The organism is Shewanella aquimarina (assembly GCF_023349185.1).
Lineage (GTDB): Bacteria > Pseudomonadota > Gammaproteobacteria > Enterobacterales > Shewanellaceae > Shewanella > Shewanella aquimarina.
Window position 1 is genome coordinate 34,442 of sequence record NZ_JAKIKY010000018.1, and the last position, 22,273, is coordinate 56,714.

General features: G+C 54.0%; 19 protein-coding genes. 9 read left to right on the forward strand and 10 right to left on the reverse strand.

Annotated features, from left to right (window positions below):
- Positions 1-39: 39 nt before the first annotated feature.
- Complete coding sequence (locus L2731_RS18235) at positions 40-1,242, forward strand: cystathionine beta-lyase (RefSeq protein WP_249254767.1); 1,203 nt, start codon at positions 40-42, stop codon at positions 1,240-1,242.
- A 263-nt stretch (positions 1,243-1,505) separates the two neighbouring features.
- Here the strand turns inward: L2731_RS18235 and L2731_RS18240 are convergent, their stop codons facing one another.
- Positions 1,506-2,000: a CreA family protein gene (locus L2731_RS18240; RefSeq protein WP_239850396.1), complete on the reverse strand. Its 495-nt coding sequence runs from the start codon at positions 1,998-2,000 to the stop codon at positions 1,506-1,508.
- A gap of 59 nt (positions 2,001-2,059) precedes the next feature.
- The gene (gene yegD / locus L2731_RS18245) at positions 2,060-3,442 is read right to left on the reverse strand and encodes a molecular chaperone (RefSeq protein WP_249254768.1); all 1,383 of its coding nucleotides are present in this window, start codon (positions 3,440-3,442) and stop codon (positions 2,060-2,062) included.
- Positions 3,443-3,579: 137 nt separating this feature from the next.
- On the opposite strand from yegD, the gene L2731_RS18250 reads away from it, so the two are divergent.
- Together L2731_RS18250 and L2731_RS18255 are read left to right on the forward strand one after the other, a co-directional pair.
- Positions 3,580-5,094 carry an NfeD family protein gene (locus tag L2731_RS18250; RefSeq protein ID WP_249254769.1) on the forward strand — a complete coding sequence of 505 codons (1,515 nt, stop codon included), beginning with the start codon at positions 3,580-3,582 and terminating at the stop codon, positions 5,092-5,094.
- Positions 5,095-5,103: 9 nt separating this feature from the next.
- On the forward strand, positions 5,104-5,907 hold the full coding sequence (locus tag L2731_RS18255) for a slipin family protein (protein WP_249254770.1): 804 nt from the start codon (positions 5,104-5,106) through the stop codon (positions 5,905-5,907).
- On the opposite strand, the gene L2731_RS18260 is transcribed toward L2731_RS18255, so the two are convergent.
- From L2731_RS18260 to trhO, 4 genes are all read right to left on the reverse strand, one after another.
- Complete coding sequence (locus tag L2731_RS18260) at positions 5,904-6,932, reverse strand: DUF2955 domain-containing protein (RefSeq protein ID WP_041511438.1); 1,029 nt, start codon at positions 6,930-6,932, stop codon at positions 5,904-5,906. The genes L2731_RS18255 and L2731_RS18260 overlap by 4 nt on opposite strands.
- A gap of 9 nt (positions 6,933-6,941) precedes the next feature.
- Positions 6,942-8,000 carry an HlyD family secretion protein gene (locus L2731_RS18265; protein WP_239884457.1) on the reverse strand — a complete coding sequence of 353 codons (1,059 nt, stop codon included), beginning with the start codon at positions 7,998-8,000 and terminating at the stop codon, positions 6,942-6,944.
- A gap of 5 nt (positions 8,001-8,005) precedes the next feature.
- On the reverse strand, positions 8,006-8,485 hold the full coding sequence (gene slyA / locus L2731_RS18270) for a transcriptional regulator SlyA (RefSeq protein WP_249254771.1): 480 nt from the start codon (positions 8,483-8,485) through the stop codon (positions 8,006-8,008).
- Between the two features lie 837 nt (positions 8,486-9,322).
- Positions 9,323-10,303, reverse strand: coding sequence for an oxygen-dependent tRNA uridine(34) hydroxylase TrhO (gene trhO / locus L2731_RS18275; RefSeq protein WP_249254772.1), 981 nt, complete (start codon positions 10,301-10,303; stop codon positions 9,323-9,325).
- 238 nt (positions 10,304-10,541) lie between these two features.
- Here trhO and L2731_RS18280 point away from each other — a divergent pair, with 238 nt between their 5' ends.
- The 5 genes from L2731_RS18280 (at position 10,542) to ilvN (ending at position 16,688) form a co-directional block, all read left to right on the forward strand.
- The gene (locus tag L2731_RS18280) at positions 10,542-11,195 is read left to right on the forward strand and encodes a glutathione S-transferase (RefSeq protein WP_249254773.1); all 654 of its coding nucleotides are present in this window, start codon (positions 10,542-10,544) and stop codon (positions 11,193-11,195) included.
- Positions 11,196-11,699: 504 nt separating this feature from the next.
- Positions 11,700-12,572, forward strand: a complete 873-nt coding sequence (locus tag L2731_RS18285; protein WP_249254774.1) for a class II glutamine amidotransferase — start codon at positions 11,700-11,702, stop codon at positions 12,570-12,572.
- Positions 12,573-12,919: 347 nt separating this feature from the next.
- Positions 12,920-14,068, forward strand: coding sequence for a multidrug effflux MFS transporter (locus L2731_RS18290; RefSeq protein ID WP_415837020.1), 1,149 nt, complete (start codon positions 12,920-12,922; stop codon positions 14,066-14,068).
- 404 nt (positions 14,069-14,472) lie between these two features.
- Positions 14,473-16,194 carry an acetolactate synthase 3 large subunit gene (locus L2731_RS18295; protein ID WP_249254776.1) on the forward strand — a complete coding sequence of 574 codons (1,722 nt, stop codon included), beginning with the start codon at positions 14,473-14,475 and terminating at the stop codon, positions 16,192-16,194.
- A complete protein-coding gene (gene ilvN, locus L2731_RS18300) occupies positions 16,194-16,688 on the forward strand; it encodes an acetolactate synthase small subunit (protein WP_041511445.1) in 495 nt (164 codons plus the stop codon). The genes L2731_RS18295 and ilvN overlap by 1 nt, the downstream gene beginning before the upstream one ends.
- 137 nt (positions 16,689-16,825) lie before the next feature.
- Here ilvN and L2731_RS18305 read toward each other — a convergent pair whose 3' ends face one another.
- Entirely contained in the window at positions 16,826-17,278 is a 453-nt protein-coding gene (locus L2731_RS18305) for an excinuclease (protein WP_415837013.1), read from the reverse strand.
- Positions 17,279-17,677: 399 nt separating this feature from the next.
- Here L2731_RS18305 and L2731_RS18310 point away from each other — a divergent pair, with 399 nt between their 5' ends.
- Entirely contained in the window at positions 17,678-18,598 is a 921-nt protein-coding gene (locus L2731_RS18310) for a LysR family transcriptional regulator (RefSeq protein ID WP_249254777.1), read from the forward strand.
- A 96-nt stretch (positions 18,599-18,694) separates the two neighbouring features.
- On the opposite strand, the gene L2731_RS18315 is transcribed toward L2731_RS18310, so the two are convergent.
- The 3 genes from L2731_RS18315 to napA are packed head-to-tail and all read right to left on the reverse strand — an operon-like array spanning position 18,695 to position 22,273.
- Positions 18,695-19,282: a cytochrome c3 family protein gene (locus L2731_RS18315; protein WP_160793176.1), complete on the reverse strand. Its 588-nt coding sequence runs from the start codon at positions 19,280-19,282 to the stop codon at positions 18,695-18,697.
- 10 nt (positions 19,283-19,292) lie between these two features.
- Positions 19,293-19,772, reverse strand: a complete 480-nt coding sequence (locus L2731_RS18320) for a nitrate reductase cytochrome c-type subunit (RefSeq protein ID WP_239850384.1) — start codon at positions 19,770-19,772, stop codon at positions 19,293-19,295.
- 11 nt (positions 19,773-19,783) lie between these two features.
- A complete protein-coding gene (napA, locus tag L2731_RS18325; RefSeq protein ID WP_249254789.1) occupies positions 19,784-22,273 on the reverse strand; it encodes a nitrate reductase catalytic subunit NapA in 2,490 nt (829 codons plus the stop codon).

A 22,273-nucleotide genomic window follows, 5' to 3' on the forward strand; every position in this document is an offset into this window, starting at 1 on the left:
TAAGATGGCTACACTTAGTTGCCAACACGAGAGTATGGGATGAAAAGAGAGACCAAAATAGTCAGCGTCGGCCGCGACAAGAAATGGAGCAAGGGGGTGATCAACCCGCCTGTGTTTCGCGCCTCCACCGTGGTGTTCGACACCATAGAAGAGATGCGCCACGCCACCAAGAACCGCGCCAACGGCGAGATGTTCTATGGTCGCCGCGGTACCCCTACCCACTTCGCCTTTCAGGCGGCGATTGCCGAACTCGAAGGTGGCGTCGGCACAGCCCTCTATCCCTCTGGCTCGGCGGCCATCTCAGGCGCCCTGCTCTCCTTCCTCAAGGCGGGCGATCATCTCTTGATGGTCGACACCGCCTATGAACCCACGCGGGATCTGTGCGACAAGCTACTCAAGGGCTTCGGCATAGAAACGACTTACTATAATCCCCTCATCGGCGACGGCATCGAGGAGCTTATCCGCCCCAACACCAAGGTGCTGTTTCTCGAGTCTCCAGGCTCCATCACACTGGAGGTGCAGGATGTGCCGACCCTGAGCACCATAGCCCATAAACATAATATGGTGGTGATGCTGGACAACACCTGGGCATCGCCAATCAATTGTCGTCCCTTCGAGCTGGGCGTCGATATCTCGATTCAGGCGGCGACCAAATATATCGTCGGTCACTCGGATGTGATGCTGGGCACGGCCACCGCCAACCAGGCCCATTGGGACCAACTGAGGGAAAACAGCTACCTGATGGGACAATGCACCTCGGCAGACGATATCTATCTCGCCAGCCGCGGCCTGCGTACCCTGGGCGTACGTATGGCCCAACATGAGAAGAATGGCCTCGAGGTCGCCAACTGGCTGGCCACACGCCCCGAGGTTGATCATCTGCGCCATCCCGCCTTCGACACCTGCCCTGGGCATGAATTTTTTGAGCGGGATTTCAGCGCCTCAAACGGCCTCTTCTCCTTCGTGCTCAAGCGCGGCAACATTAAGGCAGTCACCGCCTTCGTGGAAAACATGCAGCATTTCAAGATGGGCTTCTCCTGGGGCGGTTACGAGAGCCTGATCCTGGGCGTCTTCGGCATCGACAAGTTGCGCACCGCTACCCAGTGGGACAGCAGCAAACCATTGATTCGATTGCATGTAGGCCTGGAAAACCCTGAAGATCTCATCAAAGATCTCGAGGCAGGTTTTGCCCGCTATAATGCGGTTTTGCAAGGCACTGCCGGTGAGGGGCCATCAGCTTAGCTTGCTTAACTTGCTTAGCCCTAACCCAGCTTGATTCCATAAAAAACGCCGTCAGAGATGACGGCGTTTTTCTTCGATTAATATTGCTTGCTAATACAATTTATACCAATCACAGTAAACATGTGATCAGAAATAGCGCAGGAAAAACGCTTGAGAACAAAGCAGGATTTTTAGATAAGTAGTTATTCTACAATTAAAAATACTAATACAGTTATCGAGCGTTTTAACAAGCTAGAATGATCAATTATTTATTACGATTGGTATTAGTTAGGCGCTTGCGTCGCAGGCCTTGCTGCGGGCGCCTGCCAGGCCTGGGTGCCATAGAGCGGCACGGTCGACAGGCTGTGCTTATGGCTGCCATCTGTTTCCTTGGTGGAATAGGAGAGATAGATCAGCGTCTGATTGTCGGCGTCATAGATACGTCTCACCTTAAGCGATTTGAACAAGATGCTCAGGGAGGCCTTAAACACCACCTCACCGCCGTGACTCTTGTCTATGTTGGCAAGATCCGCTGGCAGAATAGGCCCTGTCTGGCGACAGGCTATGCCCATATCTGACGGGTCGGCAAAATCCAGGTTCGCCTCGATACGGCTGATATGACAGGTCACCCCGGAGATCTTAGGATCTTGCCTGGCCTCGATGATCACATCCTTAGTGGTAAAGACCCCTAGACTCACCTTGCCCACGTCATCGCCGCAGCCTGTTAGCAGGGTCATTGCCGCAACACCCATCATTCCAATCCAAGCTTTCATCTTCATTCCTTGTTGTCTCGTTGTTTTGTGGTCTTATTGCCTTGACGCCCTAACACCTTATTGCGTTAACCAAACACCTTCTGCGCCCAGCGCGTCAGTCCAGCCGTCACACTACCAAAATGATCGCCGACCACTATCTCAGTATCAGGATACATCTGCGCAATCTTCTGGTAAATCGCCGGGCTCTTTGCCGTACCACCGGTCACATAGATGATGTCCGCTTGTGACTGGGTTAATTCGCCTTGGGCCTGCGTCATCGCCTCGGCCATCAAGGACTGAATCAGGCTCACAGGCTGGGCGATCGCATCAACGAAACCTTGCTGGTCTACCTCGGCGCTCAGCGCCGCATCGACATAATCCAGACTCGTCTGAGTGGTCGCACTGTCCGACAGGGCAATTTTGGCGCCCTCTGCGCTGCGAACCAAGCGATAGCCGAGCTGATCCCGCTGCACCTTGAGCAAACGCGACAGCAGATCCGAGCGCTCGGCATCTTTAATCAGCTCCTCGAGCATCTTACGGGTCGTCAGGCTGACAAAGTCGCGCTGGGCACTGATGTCGTTGACCGCCACCGCGTTCCAAAAGGGCTGACTGGGTACCGGCAAGCCATTAACCATCTGAGAGCCCAGTCCCAAATAGGGCATAAAGGCCTTCATGGCCAGGACGATATCCAAGTCGTTACCTCCTATACGCTGCCCGCTGTGGCCGAGAAAATCCGCGCTGCGATCGGCCTTTGCCATATGGGACGGTCCCATCTTCACCACAGAGCAGTCAGTGGTACCGCCGCCCACATCCACCACAAGTACCGTCTTATCCTGGGTCAGGCTGGCCTCGAAATCCATTCCCGCCGCCAGGGGCTCAAACAGGAAACTCACCTCACTGAAACCGGCGCGTCTGGCGGCCAGTGCTAGGATGGCTTCGGCCTGGCGATTGCTCTCCTCGCCGCCTATCCCCTGGAAGTTTACCGGACGGCCGATCACCGCGTGGGTGGCACAGCCCTTGGCCCCTAGTTGTTTATCCGCTAAGGCCTTGATATGCATCATCATCAGGGTAACGATATCTTCGAACAGAGCTATCTGATCCGCTCGCAAACCTGTCGCGCCGAGGAAAGATTTGGGCGAGCGAACATAGAAACCCTCTTCCGGCATCTCCAGATAGTGCTGCACCGCCTGCTCGCCGACGAATACCGCCTGTTCATCGCTGTCAAGATCCAGCGCCTGACGGGCATGACGGGCACGGCTTAATTGAGCCGAGCGCAGCTTGGCATACTCGGCCTTTAAGTCACTGTGGAGCTGCTGATAGACGGCCTCGGCGATAAGCTCTCGATCGAAGGCATACAGGGTCGATACCAGGTAGTGAGAATCTCCCGACAGGGGCAAGAGGCGTACCTTGTCCCCTTCCATAATGCCGACGGCGCAGTTGGCGCTGCCATAATCGAATCCAACAAACATGCTAAGCGCTCCCGCCCATGAAAAAAGCCGAGAAAAATAACACACTCAGCATAAAAGACAAGCCGCCAAATCAAATATCACCAAGAATTATCGCCAATGGGAAATCGTCTAAACTTAAAGGGATATTGGGAGTCGTTATGCAGTATTTAAACTTGCGTCTACTAAGTTTTATCCCCCTGCTCTTGCTGATCCTGCTGAGCCAGGGAACGGCCGTGTCTAAGGCAGAAACTGCCGCGCAGCAAAATGACGCGCCCGCTACGGAAATCACGCCCCAGCCGATCCCCCTGCTGCAATTTAGCGGCGCCATAGGCCCGGCCATAGGCGAGTATCTCAGCGATGAAATTGACCAGGCCAACCGTCTGCCAAGAGACCAGAGACCGCCGCTGATCATGATAGTGTTAGACACCCCGGGGGGGCTGGTCACCAGTCTGAGAAGCATCAATCAGGCGATCCTTGCATCCGAGATCCCTATCGCCTGTCTGGTGGCGCCGCCGGGTGCCAGGGCGATGAGCGCCGGCACCTACATGCTCTACGCCTGCCATATCGCCGCCATGGCACCGGCCACCACACTTGGCGCCGCCACACCTGTGCAGCTGGGTATGCCCTCCTCGCCTCAAGACTCTGGCCCGGATTCAGGTTCAGGTGCTAAGGAGCGCGGCTCATCAGAAAAAGCCAGCCAAAAACAAGGCGCGCAAGAGGATGACACCGGCGAGTCCACGCCACAGGCAACCCCCAGAGACAACCAAGATGCCATGGCCCAAAAGGTGCTCAACGATGCCGTGGCCTATATTCGCTCTCTCGCGAAACTCAGAAACCGCAACGTTGAGTTTGCCGAGAAAGCCGTCATCGACGCCGCCACCCTCACCTCAGATGAGGCACTCGCCCAGAATGTGATAGAGCTGATCGCCGCCGATCCCGAAGAACTCGTGGCGAAACTCGACGGCTTTAACCTGGTGATAGACGGCGAGACTCAAACCCTGTCGCTGGCCGGGGCCAAATTAGTGCCCCACCAGCAGAGCTGGCGCAACCGTGTCATAGCAACCATAACCGATCCCAACATTGCCTATATCCTGATGCTAATCGGCATCTATGGCCTGCTGCTGGAGTTTTACAGCCCGGGCATAGGCGTTGCTGGCGTCACCGGTGGTATCGCCCTCTTAGTAGCCCTCTACGCCTTTCAGCTGCTGCCGGTCAACTACGCCGGGCTCGGGCTGATCCTGCTGGGCATAGCGCTTATCGTCGCCGAGTCCATGGTGCCCAGCTTCGGTATTCTGGGCCTTGGCGGCATCGCGGCCTTCGCTCTGGGCTCACTGTTTCTCATCGATGCACAGGCTGGCGATCTCGCCATCTCGCTGCCGCTCATCGCTGCGGTGACCGTCACCGCCTCGGGCTTCTCACTCTGGGTTCTCTCCAGCCTGTGGAAGGCCCGCAAGGCCGCCAATGTCAGCGGTGACGATCTGCTCATCGGCGCCAGTGCCCGGGTCGTCAAGGGCTTTGAGAAGTACGGCCTGGTTACCCTGGGCGGCGAATGTTGGCAGGCCAGATCCGACACTCAGACCCAGACCGGAGAAACGGTGCGGGTGCTTGGGCGCGACAAGCTCACCCTGATCGTCACACCAAAGGCGACCCAGCCCGATTCACACAATCCTTAGGAGGTAACCATGGAAGCCTTAGCCTACAATACCCAGCTCTTCTTCGTCGCCCTTATCTTCCTGCTGGTGTCACTACTGATCAGCACCTTCAAGATATTGCGCGAATATGAGCGTGGGGTGATCTTCATGTTGGGACGCTTCTACCGGGTCAAGGGCCCAGGCCTCATCATAGTGATCCCCCTGATACAACAAATGGTGCGCGTGGATCTGCGCACCGTGGTGATGGATGTGCCGACGCAGGATGTGATCAGTCGCGACAACGTCTCGGTACAGGTCAATGCGGTGATCTACTTTCGGGTGATCGATGCCCAGAAGGCGATCATCAACGTGGAAGATTATCTGCAGGCCACCTCGCAGCTGGCACAGACCACGTTACGCTCTGTACTTGGGCAACACGAGCTCGATGAGATGTTGGCCAATCGAGACATGCTCAACACCGACATTCAGTCTATCCTAGATAGCCGCACCGACGGCTGGGGGATCAAGGTCTCTAATGTCGAGATAAAACATGTGGATCTCAACGAGACCATGGTGCGCGCCATCGCCAAACAAGCCGAAGCCGAGCGGATCAGACGCGCCAAGGTTATCCATGCCTCAGGGGAAATGGAAGCCTCAACCAAGCTAGTGGAAGCGGCGCAGAACCTGAAAAAATCCCCCAACGCCATCTTGCTGCGTTACCTACAGACCCTCACGGAGATCGCCGGCGAGAAGAACTCGACCATCCTCTTCCCGCTGCCGATGGATCTGCTCAAGGGGGTACTCGGCCGGGCTAGCGAGCAGGAGAAGTCATCGGCTAAGAAAGCCGAGGATTAATGACCGAAGCGGGTCGCCTCGAATCGATTAAGCAGCAGATGCACCAGATAACAGGCCATCAGGGTCAAGACTATGGCGCCTAAGATACTCGAGGCGCGATAGAAGCTGCTATAGATCAGATCGTTATTCGGTGTCAGATTTTGCCCATAGAGGGTGCCCAAGGTGGTCATGGCGCCAAATCCGACACCGGAACCCATCGCCTCGGTGACGTGAGCCTGACTAAACAACAGAGTCACCAACCAGAACAGCGGCAGCAAGAGCACCAGCTCGTGGGCCCAGGTATAGAGCAGCAACTGCATCAAGACACCACAACTCACCCCCAGCACAGTCCCAATGGCGCGGCGTCTGGCGTACCCCAGGGCGCCGTTCCAGTGCATGGGAAAGAGCAGCAACAGGGTCGTCGCCTGAGCCGCCAGCGAATCACGCAGATCAAACACCTGAAACACCACAAAGGAGATGGTGGCGATGGTGGCGCCCATCAGCGCCTCGTGACGCATGCGATGGGGCGCCTTAGGCATGGCAGCCATAGGCGCCCGTGCATCGACGTCGGGAAACAGATACATCATCAGGTAGGCGATCAAAATCGAAAACGCACAGCCCATAAAGTTATTGTTTGCCAGCTCAACCACATCGGTATCCGGATAACTGGCAAAATGCAGCATGATACTCAGGCTGATCACCCCAGTGGCACCAAACAAAAACAGGCTGCCGCGTGACATGCAGGCGAAACGATAGAGAAACAGTAAGAAGGCCACCATGGCCATCAACAAGGGGTAAGACTCCAGATACTCGGCCAGCAGCGCCACCTCCAAGATGGCGATGACAGAGGAGGCCATTACCTGACGAACCACATGCATCGACATCTTGGGCAAAATGCCAAGTAACAACATGGGCAGCACGGTAAAGAAGACCCCGTAGTTGAACTCCAGCACCTTACAGCTGAGAAAGCCCAGGGTGGCACCGGTGGCAATACGCAAACATTGGCGCAGGTCGTTACGGCTAAGCGCGTGATGACGAACTAACACAAGGCGCCCCTAGTAGATGTAGTGCAGCAGGCTGATGAACTTGATCTGCATCTTCGCCAGCAACTCATAAACAGCATTGTTAGACTGTAGCTGCACGGTCGCCTTAGCCCCCGCCGGCAGGGTGATTTGCACATCGGGCGCTAACTCGAGGTGAAGACGAAAACGCTGGGCATCACGCACCCAACGATTTGACTGGGCTGGCGTGGCCAGGCGCCCGTTGGCATCGAACTGGGCCTGACTCACACCGGCATCGACACTACTTACGCTGGCGCTGAACAGCTCGCCGGGACGACCATCGAAGGCCACCAGCGCGGTAGCCCCCGGGGTGATATGACGCAGGTTCTTCTCACGAAAGTCGGCTATTACATCGACATTGTCCAGCAGCAGCGCCATGACAGGCGTCGACTGATTAACCATGTTGCCCGAGGCCAGCTGCACATTGGTCACCACACCGTCATGCTGCGCACGGATCTGGGTATAGCTCAGCGCCAGTCTCGCCTGAGACAGACGGTTCTTGGCCTGACGCAACTTGAGATTGTCTTCACCTGGCAAGCCTCTGAGTGTTTGCACCTTGGTAAGCTGTGCCTTGGCGGCCAAGAGCTGAGAGCGGCTTGCCTTCACCTCTGTCTGCGCCTGATCGATCATCTGCTGAGACACACTCTGGTTAGCATAGAGGGACTGAATACGCTTAGCCTCTCGCTGCTTAAGCGCATAGGCAATCTCCTTGGCATTCACCTCCGCACTGGCGGCGGCAATGGCCGCATCCAACTCGGCGTTATTTTGTCTCGCCTGCTCCAGGGCCAACTCGGCCTGTTCCTGGGCCAGCAGAAAGGGGGTGGCATCCAAACTAAACAGCAGATCGCCTTGCTTCACCTTCTGGTTGTTGCTGACCTCTACCGACACGACCCGGCCACTCACCTGAGGGGCAACCTGGGTAATGGTGCGGGTCGCCATCGCCTGTGTGGTCAAGGGCATCTTAAGATCGGCCACCAGGAAATAACCAAACAACAGGATGAAGCCAATACTGGCAAACTTAACTAAACGGGCAAATTGCTGATCCGGTGTCATGCTGACTACTTTTCCTCTTTATCTGTGGCGGTTGGATGTAATTTATTGAAGGCGTTATCTGTAATGCGATTGAGTACCGACTCGAAGACCTTTAACTCTTCGGCACCGATTCCGGCATAGAGCTCGGCGCGCAGGTCGATAATGCGCTGTCGAATGAAGGCCAGCAGATCCAGGCCAGCCTGGGTCAGAGAGACGCGACGCACGCGCTTGTCATGCTCGCAGCAGTGACGTTCTATAAGGGCCTGCTGCTCCAGCTGACTCAGGGTGCGCATTAAGGACGCCAACTCTATCTCAAGCGCCTCGGCCAGCGCCTTCTGGCTGGTTTCCTGCCCCATGCGATAGAGTTTCCAAAGCACGACCCAACGGCTATGGGTCAGACCTAGGGGCGCAAGCTCTGCATCGGCGACCATGCGCCATAAACGTGCCAGCCTGGCCACACGCTCCGCGTTGGATGACTCGGCCCTATCTCGATTTTCCTCTGTCATCTCGCCCTCCTCGTTAGGCTTGTGATACCTGGCAAATTACTTAGCAAGCTAAGCATTATATTTATTTAGCAGGCTAAGTAAATGGCAAGATGAGAATAAATTACATGTGGGGCGTGGTGCCTTAGCCCCTCGCCCCCTTTAAAGCGCTTAGAAATAACAACTTAAGTGGGCATTAGCCGAAGCCTAATAAGAGCAAGATGGGATCAGAAAAAGCGCAAGCAGTTAGTCGGTGATGCAGAAGAAGTGAAATAGTCGTCAGGCAACTTATAACCAGCTGCAAATTGGCGAGATAAGTCTATTGGATGCGATATTTTGTCGAATGGTAAAAAGGCTAATAGCCGTCGAGCACGCCGAGCTCTAGCCTACAAGCAGACAAGGACTCGCTATCACTCAGTAGGGCTGGCTCAGGCTCAAGCCTTAGGGCTTAGGGCTTAGGGCGCAAAAGACACGGCGGAAAATAAACCACACGACTCGCTATGGGGGAACAAGATTCGCTATGGGCAAATAAGATTCGCTAGCGAGTAAAAAGCGGCCAATAAAAAAGCGAGCATTGCATAACACAACACTCGCCTTTGCTTCTTACTCTGAATACATTGGCTCAGACTCTCTAAAAACTGAAAGGCTATCTACATCTTCACCAATACTGCTCATCAAGCAGACAGGTCGCCCGATGCAACTCATCTCTAGCAGCCCTTTAAGTATAGAAGCTGTTCGCCATTAATCACAAATATTCGCGCACAAATATCAGCCACAAATATTCACGGCCATTGTATTCACGGGCATTGCCGCGCCGATTTTTACCAAGGTTCAGCGCTAGTCGTGCAGAGTCGCAGACTATTAGCCCTCCGGCTGCTGACGCTGTTTGCGCTCGACCTTGTGCTGACGGCGCTGCTCGATCACCTGCTTCACGTCGCTGCCGATATGGCTTTCGCCACGCGACTTGGCGAGTTGCACCTGACGCTCACGCTCGACGAAACGCTTACGCTGCTTATCGGATAGCTTGTCGATGCAATGCGGGCAACTCACGCCCTGCACATAATGCTCGCTCTGCTTGTCTTCCTCTGTGATCGGCAGACGGCAGGCATTACACTGATCGTACTGGCCCTTCTCCAGCTGATGATTGACCGCAACGCGATTGTCGAACACGAAACATTCACCTTCCCAGAGACTCTCTTCGGGCTGCACCTCTTCCAGATACTTGAGCACGCCACCCTCTAGGTGATAGACCTCATCGAACCCCTGCTCTTTAAGGTAAGCCGTTGATTTCTCACAGCGGATGCCACCAGTACAGAACATGGCCACCTTCTTATGCTGCTTAGGATCCAGGTTCTGCTTCACGTATTCGGGAAACTCTCTGAAGGTTGCCGTCTTAGGATCGACCGCATTCTTGAAGGTGCCTATGTTGACTTCATAGTCGTTGCGGGTGTCGATAAGTAGCACCTCGGGATCTGAAATCAACTTGTTCCAGTCCTTGGGCTTAACATAGGTGCCGACTACCTTACGGGGATCTATGCCTTCGACCCCCATGGTGACTATCTCTTTCTTCAGCTTCACTTTCGTGCGATAGAAAGGCATCTCATCGTCGAAGGAGAGTTTGTGGACTATGTTATCCAGCCCTGGTTGGCCATCTAACCAGGCCAGTAGACTGTCGATACCTGCCTGGCTACCGGCGACCGTGCCGTTGATCCCTTCGCTGGCCAGCAACAAGGTGCCCTTAATCCCTAAGGCTTCCATCTCCTTCAGCAAAGGCTGCTGCAGGGCCTCAAAATCCGGCAGAGAGACAAACTTATATAACGCACATACTACAAACTGAGACATATCAACCTCTTAACTGCTCGCTGAGGCTTAATCCCCAGTGCATGAATAGACGCTCTCACACTTAAAGGGTTACCCAAGGTGACCCAGAGCGCAAAATGGAGGCGAATTCTACCTAAATCACAGTTAAACAAACAGGCAGAAAAAGTAAGGGTATTTTCAGCCAAAGAGTGTAATAGCAAACGGACTTGCGATTTAGGCCAAAGCCATGAAGAATAGCGCCAGCAATCAAGGAGACCCCATGGCCTACCCCATTTTATATTCGTTTCGTCGTTGTCCCTACGCCATGCGTGCCCGCCTGGGCCTGTATCTGGCCGGGAAAGAGGTGGAATTAAGAGAGATAGTACTTAAACATAAGCCTGAGCCTATGTTAGCGGCCAGCCCCAAGGGCACAGTACCTGTATTGATCTTAGAAGATGGCCGGGTGGTCGACGAAAGCCTGGCCATCATGCAATGGGCGCTCGCCAAGCAGGGAAAACACGCCCTACTTCTCACCCATGAGCCTGGCCTGCAACAAGCCGCCATGGCACTGATCGATGCAAACGATAATAGCTTTAAGCCCTGGCTAGACAAGTATAAATACGCCGATCGCCACCCAGAGCAGAGCCAAGAAGATTATCGCGCCCAGGGCGAGCGATTCATTGCCCTGTTAGAAGCCAGGCTAAGCGAACATGACCAGCTCGTGTCAGACGCTGCTAGTATAGCTGACTATGCCATCTTCCCCTTCGTGCGCCAGTTCGCCCACGTCGATAATCACTGGTGGCAACAAGCTCCCTACCCTAAGGTGCGCGCCTGGTTAAACGCTCATCTGCAAAGCACAGCCTTTAACGCGGTCATGAAAAAATATCCCACCTGGCTAGACAGTGGTGAGAGCTTCGCCCTGCTCCAGCAATAACCGACAAAAAAGGCGCCCTTCGGCGCCTTTACTCATCTATAAATCAGCTTCAACCTAACTCGATTACATAAGTTCCTATATCAGTTCTTATATCAGTTCTTGCATAAGTTGCTTAGATAAGCTGCTGACGTCACAGTGCACTATCACTGCAATGAGAGCTGATACATGCTGCTGCCGCTCACCTCATTGCCTATGCTCAGCAGCGGCTTACCGCTCGGGCCGCCAGCCCCATTGTCGCCACTAGCAGTGCTATTGCCGTTTTTTTCATGTTGTTTTTCATTCGCTAATCCTTGCCCTGTGTACGCCCAAGTAAGCTCCTCACAAAGGAAAACAAACAGGCTATAAATGGCGCAAAGCTAAGGCGGGGATAAGATGAATTCATGGCCTCAAGATAACAGTTTAACGACAGGCAGATAGAAAATTTGGCTCTGGTGTAAATTTATCTTTGTCACTTGCATGATTCGCGCTAAATTTTGACTCGGTATGATTTTGGATAAAGAGTCCATGTGCAGATTTTTAACCTATAGCGGCCCGAAGGCCTTGATGTCTCCCCTGATCTTTCAGGCCTCCAACTCACTGGTGATGCAGAGCAAGTATGCTCAGAAGCGTAAGGTGCCCACCAACGCCGATGGCTTTGGCCTGGGCTGGTACCCCACCCAGAATGACCCCATCCCGGCGACCTTCGTCAACGTGGATCCCGCCTGGAGTAACCGTAACCTCAAGATGATTGCCGAGAAGGTGGAGACGCAACACTACTTTGCCCACGTGCGCGATGCCTCCAAGGGGATGCCGGTTAGCCAGGCGAACTGCCACCCCTTCTCCTGCATGCATTATCTGTGGATGCACAACGGCCGCCTGGATCAGTTCGATAAGTTTCGTCGTCAACTGCTCAATCAGCTCTCGGATCGGGCCTTTAGCCTGATCAAGGGCAACACAGATTCGGAATATGCCTTCGCCCTCTTCATGGACAAGCTGGAATTTGCCGAGCAGGCCAGTCTGAGTCAGCTGGAACAGGCGATGGAGGAAACCATAGCCACGATCATGACGCTGCGTAAGGATGCGGGCGCCGACACCAATGCCTTCATCAACTTTGCGGTGACTGATGGTAAACACACAGTAGTCACACGTTTCGCCACGCTTGAGGGAGTCAAACCCGCCTCGCTCTTCTTTGGTCGGGGAGAAATCCGCCTTTGCCAAGAGGGTATCGACTTTGTGCCCCATGATAATGACGATGCCTGTATCATCATCTGCTCTGAGCCCCCCACAGATGAGAGCGATCACTGGGTCAAGGTCGAGCGCAATCACATGGTCAGCGCTGTCGCTAACGAGCGGGTCAGTCAGCGTCGGTTGGATTTACCCTTTCAGGCCGATATCTAAGCCAACATCTAAGCCAACATCTAAGCCGAGCTATAAGCGGAGGTTTTTGAACAGGGCTTTGAACTGAGTTTTTAGCCAATCAGGCGATCAACACCGCCAATGCCTGCAGCAAGGTTTTGTTACAAATCGCCTCCTCAGCCAGAGGCCAAAGCACAATAAAGCATTGGCCTTTGTCCTGTGAGATCCCGTACAATCGATCTTCTCCCAGATAACATCCCCATCACCTGTTATCACCCCCACAAATTGTCTTAAATCGGTCACAAGAGGTATGAGTGAACAAAGCGTCGATCCCGTCATCTGAGCCTATCCAAACCCAGGGTATCCCTAATCTCGCCCTATTGATCCCCATGTTATCGGCCATAGTGGCCATCACACCGCTGGCGATCGACATGTACCTGCCGGCCATGTCGACCCTGGCCAGCAGCTTTCATTCCAGTGTCACCACGGTGCAGCAATCTTTGAGTCTCTATCTGGCCGGCTATGCCATGGGTATGCTTACCTTCGGCCCCATTGCCGACCGCATAGGCCGCCGCCCCTTGGTGCTGCTCGGCTTAACCGGCTTTGGCTTGATCAGTCTGGCACTGGCGTTCGTCACCAGCGTCGAGGTGTTCCTGGGCCTGAGATTCATTCAGGCCTTCATCGGCGCCGCCGCCACGGTAGTGGTCCCCGGCTACATCAAGGAGGTCTATGGCAAGAATACCGCCAAGGGGATGTCCTATGTCAGCCTGATCATGATGCTGGCACCACTCATTGCGCCCACCATGGGCAGTCTGATCCTTGAGCTGGGTGATTGGCATCTGATCTTCTTCATTTTGGCCTTCTATGCCAGCTTGCTGCTGGTTCTAGTACTGACCAAGCTGCGAATGCCTAGCGATACTCATTCGGGCGCACGTAGCCAGCGATCCTTCTTCGGCGCCTATGCGGTGGTGTTTACCAAACCCGGCGTCAAGTTGCATATCGCCAGCGGCGTGATGACCTCGTTTGCGTTTTTCTGCTACCTCACCGCCTCGCCGTTTGTCTATATGGAGGTGTTTGGGCTGGATAAGAGCCTGTTTGCCATCCTCTTCAGCACCAATGTCGGTGCCCTGATGCTGGCCAATGTGATCAACAGTCGCATCGTGGTCAAATATGGCTCGCGGCGTATGCTCAAGGTATCTACTCTGCTGGCGACCGTCGCTGGTCTGTGCCTGCTGAGCGTTAACCTGCTCGGCCTTAGCTATCATTTTACCGTCGCGGCGCTTATTCCCTTCATGGGTTTCCTTGGGGTGATGTCGGTCAATGCCGACGCCATAGTGCTGATGAAGTTTCAGCAGGAAACCGGCACGGCAACCGCGGTGATCGGCACATTGAGATTTGGCTGTGGCGCCCTGGCCGGGCCGCTGCTGGCGCTCTTCTACACGGGCACCGCCGTGCCTTTCTCGGCGCTGATGCTAGGTGCCGTGCTATTAGTCGGTCTCTGTCAGTTTCTGGCGCATTCCCAGCAAAAATCGTTATAACCAAAGAACTCTGTGTGATCGCCGCCCTCTTCAAGGCGGCGATCACATAGACAAAACCTTTAAGGCTAAACCTTTGAGCCTAAACCTTTGAAACTCGCCCTCTGAGACTAAAGTCTAATTCGCCCGTCTTGACGCTATAAACGCCGTCCAAAGCCCATCAAACCGTCACGCTATACTGCTTCCGGAGCGAGTCGATGTTGAGTTTTACTCAACTTGGCAAAGATTGCTCATAAAAGGCTTGAATTCATTCATCTATTGAATATGATGAAATTCTGTTCATTGGCAACAGTCACTTTAGGGTGAAGCGCGAGTCTGGATTACCCTCCAGACTCTATGTTTAGAGCGATTACCGTCGCTGTATCAAGATACTGCATACCGTCGCGGTAACTTAAGAGGGATCACCAATGGAAAAACTTTCCGGCGCCAGTATGATCGTCCGATCATTAATCGATGAAGGCGTTAAACATATTTTCGGCTACCCAGGTGGCTCGGTGCTCGATATTTACGATGCCCTGCACCAAAAATCCGGCATAGAACATATTCTCGTGCGCCACGAACAGGCGGCCGTACACATGGCCGACGGCTATGCCCGCGCCACCGGCAAGGTGGGCGTGGTCCTGGTTACCTCGGGCCCAGGCGCGACCAATGCCATCACGGGCATCGCCACCGCCTACATGGACTCCATCCCTTTAGTTGTTCTCTCGGGTCAGGTACCCAGCAACTTAATTGGTAATGATGCCTTCCAAGAATGCGACATGATAGGTATCTCCCGCCCCGTGGTGAAACACAGCTTCTTGGTAACAGACGCCAAGGATATTCCGGCCATCATCAAGAAGGCGTTTTATATCGCCTCCACGGGTCGTCCCGGCCCTGTGGTGGTAGACATTCCCAAGGATTGTCTCAACCCGCAAATATTGCACGAATACCAGTATCCAGAGGCGATCAACATGCGCTCTTACAACCCGACCACCTCGGGCCATAAGGGACAGATCCGCCGCGGCCTGCAGGCCCTGCTAAAGGCCAAGAAGCCCGTGCTATATGTGGGCGGCGGCGCGGTGATCTCGGGCGCAGACCAACAAATACTTAAGCTATCGGATAGACTCGGCCTGCCGGTAGTCAGCACCCTCATGGGGCTGGGCGCCTTTCCCGGCACCCACGCCAACAGCGTCGGCATGCTCGGCATGCATGGCTGTTATGAGGCCAACATGGCGATGCACAATGCCGACCTTATCTTCGGCATCGGCGTAAGGTTCGACGATCGCACCACTAATAATGTGGAAAAGTATTGCCCCAACGCCACCATATTGCATATCGACATCGATCCCTCTTCCATCTCGAAGACGGTCAGGGTGGATATCCCCATCGTCGGCTCGGCCGACAGCGTGCTCAATGACATGCTGGCCCTGCTAGACGATGAGCCATCGATGAAAAACGATGAAGGGGCCATCGACTATTGGTGGAGTGAGATCAACCAATGGCGCAGCCGCAACAGCCTTGCCTATGACAAGAGCAGCGAGCGGATCAAACCACAGCAGGTGATCGAGACACTGCATAAGCTAACCCAGGGCGATGCCTATGTGGCCTCTGACGTGGGCCAGCACCAGATGTTTGCCGCCCTCTACTACCCCTTCAACAAGCCAAGACGCTGGATCAACTCAGGCGGCCTAGGCACCATGGGCTTTGGCCTACCGGCCGCCATGGGGGTAAAGATGGCCAAGCCGGACGAGACGGTTATCTGTGTCACGGGCGATGGCTCGATCCAGATGAATATTCAGGAGCTATCCACCGCCCTGCAATACGATACGCCAGTCAAAATCATCAACTTAAACAACCGTTTCCTCGGTATGGTGAAGCAGTGGCAGGATATGATCTACTCGGGTCGTCACTCCCACTCCTACATGGACTCAGTGCCTAACTTCGCCAAGATCGCCGAGGCCTACGGCCACGTGGGCATGACCATCAGCGACCCTGCTGAGCTGGAAGCCGGGCTAGAGAAGGCCCTTGCCATGAAGGACAAGCTAGTCTTTGTCGACATCAGCGTCGATGAGACAGAGCATGTCTACCCAATGCAGATCCGCGGTGGCGGGATGAATGAAATGTGGCTAAGCAAGACGGAGAAAAGCTAATGCGTCGAATTATTTCTGTATTACTCGAAAACCAGCCCGGCGCCCTATCCCGTGTGGTAGGCCTTTTCTCTCAGCGCGGTTATAACATCGAGAGTCTGACCGTGGCGCCCACGGACGATGTCACCCTGTCCAGACTTAACATCACCTTGGTGGCAGACGAGGCGGTGCTTGAGCAAATTGAGAAGCAGCTGCATAAGCTCATCGACATTCTCAAGGTATCTAACATTACCGAGTCGAGCCATATCGAACGTGAGCTGGCGCTGGTCAAGGTGAAAGCCAAGGGCGCGGGGCGCGAAGAGGTGAAACGCACCGCCGATATCTTCCGCGGTCAGATAGTGGATGTCACCTCCGAGCTCTACACCATTCAGATGGCCGGTACCTCGGACAAGCTCGACGCCTTCATCGCCGCCATCGGCGAGGTGACTAAGGTGATCGAGGTGTCACGCTCCGGCGTCGTCGGCCTATGTCGCGGCGAGAAGGCGATGCGCGCCTGAGTGTTCGCTGCTAAACCACCTAGCAGCTAAAAACCTAGCGCCTAGATAACTAAGATACTCGCCTTTAAGAATAGGCACAAAAAACGCCAGCAATTGCTGGCGTTTTTATTGTCTGCCCCCAAATTGGCGGTATTGGCCTAGTTAGAGCTCTCGGGCAGCTTAACCACCTCACCTGTGAGCGCAACCCCGGCCATCAGCGCACCGGCGCCACACTGGAAGGTCTCTTCGCTCGAGGTCAGATTGTTCTTATAGTTCGACTTGATATTCACCACTGCGTTGCCGCCTTGCTTCACGGCACTGTTTTTAAGTGCAATCATCGCCGACAGAAACACCCATTCACAGGCTTCCTGGTCGGATTTATTAAACGCATTGGTCTTCTTATTGGTCTTCAGCTCACCCAGTTTCTGTAGTGGCTCGCCATAGGCCTGCTCACCAAAGTAGAAGCTGACGTCGCTACCCAGCTTTGACTTGGCCATATCTGAATTCAGCACAGAAGCGATGTTATAATTGCCGACATCGTCTCTGGCAAAGGCCAGCGGCGAACACAGGGAGAGAGAGGTCAAACCTACAAGCAGTATCTTTTTCATCATGACTAATTCCATTGACTCGGCGCATACACACAGTCACGCCACGCACTGGCTAATACCCATTGCAGTCACTAGGTGATCAAACATAGCGGAGAAAAAACCTTTAACAACAGGCTAGGATGATCAGTTAGCGACTAGATTTGGTATCACTAGGGCGTCCATTAACATTACCAGGCCGACAATCCTGTCAGCGTCCAACTTAAATCGCCGTGGGCCACAAGGATGGACAATCCATGCAAGCACAACGCGCGTCGCCGAGCATAACCAACTCCATGGTCCTAGGTAAATAGGTAAATAGGTAGATAAACAGATAAATAGGCAAACTTTGAGAATGGACTACCTAAAAACCTATCGGCTGGCTATCATGGCAGCAGTTAAAGCCATCCCCTAACGGAATTCCCATTGAAAACATTCGACTTTAACCTGCTTCCCCTACTCGAGGTGTTGCTCGAGGAGCAGAGCGTCACCGCCGCCGCAGAGCGCCTGCATCTCAGCCAGTCGGCGGTCAGCAAGCAGCTCAACAAGCTCAGAGAGTCCTTCGACGACCAGCTGTTCGAGCGCACCGCCCACGGCCTGCGTCCAACCCCCAAGGCTAAGCAGCTGGGCCCGGAGATCCGTCAGATCTTGAGCCAGGTCTCCTCCCTCACCCGCCCCAGCGACTTCGATCCCTCCAAGAGCCATAGACGCTTTCGGCTCGAGCTGGTGGAGACCGCCTACTCGCTAACCTATCCACGCTTCATGCCCAAGCTGCTCAAGCAGGCACCTAAGATCACCCTAGACAGCCACACCTGGCACAGCGAGAGCATGGAGCGCCTGCTAAGATGCGACACCGACCTTGGGATCGCCTGCCGCGAATGGGACGAGCGCTCGCTGCAGCACGTCAACAACCTCCCCGACGCCCTACGTTTCGTCGAGCTGACCAGGGATCACTCGCTCGCCATGGTGCGCGAAGGTCATCCGCTACTCAACGAAGAATGGAACCTGAGTACCTTCCTCAAGTATCGCCACATACAAGTCACCTTCGGCGGTATCTCCCACTGGCTGCTGGATGATGTGTTGCAGATAAAGCACCTCAAGCGGGACATCGCCGTTAACCTCACCGACTTCAACAGCGCCATGCAGCTGTGTGAGCAGAGCGACCTTATCCTCTGTTCACCGGCTAAATACGCCAAAGAGATGATGGGCCAGTTTAAGCTGGTCACCTTGCCGATCCCCACCGAGATGGTGCCCGGCACCTATGTGTTGCTCTGGCACAAACATTTCGATCTCGACCCCAGCCACCGTTGGCTCAGAGAGCTGATCATCGACGCAGTGCAAGCATGACCCCATATACAAATAAAAAAACGCCAGCGAGATGAATGCTGGCGTTTTTACTTGGAGATGGTGTCTTAAGCGCTAATGCCCAACTAGCAGGCTTAACTAGAAGCCTTCGACCCCTTTCATATCAGGTAAGTGGTGAGCAATACCCTTATGACAATCGATACAGGTCTTCTCGCCACTGGCCAATGACGTGGAGTGCATATTGGCCGCACGTGTCGATTGACGAGTAAAGTCCATGTAGTCGAAATTGTGGCAGTTACGACATTCAAGCGAATCGTTGGCCTTCAGTCGTTCCCATTCATGCTCTGCCAATTCGCGGCGCTTGGCCTCAAACTTGTCACGAGTATTGATGGTGCCGAATATCTTGCCCCAAACTTCTTTAGAGGCCTGCATCTTACGGGCGATCTTGTCTGTCCAGTTATGGGGGACGTGACAATCCGGACAGGTCGCACGCACACCACTACGGTTGGTAAAGTGTATCGTCGACTTGAGTTCCTGATACACGTTATTTTCCATCTCGTGACAGCCGATACAGAAGGCTTCCTGGTTAGTGGCTTCCAGGGCGGTGTTAAATCCCCCCCAGAAGATCACCCCAGCGACGAAGCCACCCAAGGTGAGAAAACCTAAGCTAAAGTGCACGCTGGGTTTTCTTAATACCTGCCAGATCTTTTTCAACTTATCTAACATAGGGCCGCTCCTAGTGCTTAACAGCTTCAGCTTTAATCAGGTGGTCGATATCGATAAATTCATTATCGACCATGGTTTTCGCATCCAGCTGTGGCACATGGCACTGAGTACAGAAATAGCGACGTGGAGACAGATCCGCTAAGAAGTTGTTTTCCCTGTCCATGTAGTGAGTGACACTCACCATAGGTGCCTGTGAATCCCCGACACGCTTGCGAGCGTGGCAAGACATACACTTATTCACCTTAAGGTCTATCTGGTAGCCGTCGATCTTGTGAGGGATCACCGGCGGCTGCATCGGATAGTTACGCACCTGCTTAACGTCTGTGTTACGCACCTTCTGCATCACAGGTGGTGTCGGGTTAGTGTTCAATGGCGCCTGCCTGAGGGTGGCAAGCTTCTCTTCGGGCACGCTGGCAGCCAGGCTGCTAAAGGTCGCGCCGACAGAGAGAGTCACCAGAGTCGCCAAAGTTACAAGTTTCAATGATTTCATGGTGATTCTCCTTATGCCTTAACTACTTTAACTGCGCACTTCTTAAAGTCAGTCTGTTTAGACAAAGGATCCGTCGCATCTAGCGTCACCTTGTTAATCAGCTGGCTGGCATCGAACCAAGGCACAAAGACCAGACCGACAGGCGGCTTGTTACGGCCACGGGTCTCGACACGTGTCTTGATCTCACCGCGGCGAGAAACCACCTTCACCTCGTCGCCACGACGCAGGCCGCGTTTCTTGGCGTCATCTGGATGCATGAAGCAGACGGCATCCGGGAAGGCGCGGTACAGCTCAGGTACACGCTGTGTCATAGAACCTGAGTGCCAGTGCTCCAGTACACGACCGGTAGAGAGCCAGAGGTTGAACTCTTCATCTGGCGACTCGGCGGCAGGCTCGTATGGCAATGCGTAGATAACCGCCTTACCATCAGGCTTGCCGTAGAACTGGAAGCCAGTACCTGGTTTCACATAAGGATCGCTGCCTTCACGGAAGCGCCACTTGGTCTCTTTACCGTTAACCACAGGCCAGCGCAGGCCGTGCACCTCATGGTAGGTATCGAAGTCTGCCAAATCGTGACCATGGCCGCGACCGAAGGCGGCGTACTCTTCAAACAGACCTTTTTGTACATAGTAACCAAAGTGCTTGGCTTCATCGTTCATGTACTTAGGATCGGCCTGCTCGAGCGGGAACTTATCCACGTTACCGTTCTGGTAAAGTACCTGGAACAGTGTCTTGCCCTTGTACTGAGGGTTCGCCGCCAGTACTTCTTTTGGCCAAACTTCATCTGTGGTGAAGCGCTTAGAGAACTCCATTAACTGCCACAGATCCGAGCGAGACTCGCCAGGTGCCTTCACCATCTGGTGCCAGAACTGGGTACGACGCTCGGCGTTACCATAGGCACCCTCTTTCTCAACCCACATGGCGGTTGGCAGAATAAGGTCGGCAGCCTGAGTGGTTACAGTTGGGTAAGCATCTGATACCACAATGAAGTTTTCAGGGTTACGGTAGCCAGGTAGACCCTCTTCATTAATGTTCGGGCCGGCCTGCATGTTGTTGTTCACCTGCACCCAGTAGGCATTGATGTCACCATCTTTGAGGCGACGGTTCTGCTCAACCGCGTGATAGCCAGGCTTAGGTGGAATGATGCCATCCGGGATCTTCCAGATCTTCTCGGCAATCTTTCTGTGCTCTGGGTTTTTCACTACCAGGTCTGCCGGTAAGCGATGCGAGAAGGTACCCACTTCACGGGCGGTACCACAAGCCGAAGGCTGACCAGTGAGAGAGAATGGGCTGTTACCCGGCGTCGAAATCTTACCTGTTAGCAGGTGAATGTTATACATCAGGTTGTTACACCACACGCCACGGGTATGTTGGTTGAAGCCCATGGTCCAGAATGAGGTCACCTTGGTATTTGGATCGGCGTAGAGTTTCGCCAGTTCAATCAGCTTATCTTCCGGTACACCTGAAAGCTTGCTGACAGAGGCGACATCGTAATCGGCAACGAAGGCCTTGAAGGCGTCAAACTCGATTGGGGTAGACTTACCGGCGGTCTTAACGTTCTTGGCTTTCTGCTGCAGTGGATGACTTGGGCGTAGGCCATAACCTATGTCGGTCTCACCCTTGCGGAAGTTGACGTGCTTATTGACGAAATCCCAATTTACCGCATCGTTCTGAATGATGTAGTTGGCGATAAAGTTCAGAATGGCCAGGTCGGTCTGCGGCGTGAAGACGATACCCAGATCGGCAAGGTCAAAGCTTCTGTGGGTGAAGGTAGACAGCACAGACACCTTAACATGAGGCGCGCTCAAACGACGGTCGGTGACACGGCTCCAGAGGATAGGATGCATCTCGGCCATGTTAGAACCCCAAAGCACGAAGGCATCGGCGTTTTCCATGTCATCATAACAACCCATAGGCTCATCGATACCGAAGGTACGCATGAAGCCACCTACAGCTGACGCCATACAGTGACGGGCGTTAGGGTCGATGTTGTTAGAGCCAAAACCCGCCTTCATTAGCTTAGAGGCGGCATAACCTTCCCAAACGGTCCACTGGCCTGAGCCGAACATACCGATAGCGGTTGGGCCCTTCTTCTTGATGGTGGCTTTCCACTTCTCTGCCATGGTGTCGAAGGCAGTATCCCAGCTTACCGGTGTAAATTCGCCGTGCTTGTCGTATTTACCATTGGTCATACGCAGCATAGGTGTCTGCAGTCTGTCCTTGCCATACATGATCTTAGACAGGAAGTAACCCTTGATACAGTTAAGACCACGGTTCACCTCACTCTCGGCGTCACCATGGGTGGCCACCACTTTGCCATCGCGGGTAGCAACAATCACTGAACAACCTGTACCGCAGAAACGACAAGGTGCCTTGTTCCACTCAAGTTTAGTCTGCTCTGAACTGGTAATTAGGTTGCTTGCCGTTGCGGGCAAGGCCAAACCAGCCACCGAGGCAGCGGCAATGGCCGCATTTGCCTTCATAAATTCGCGTCGATTCAT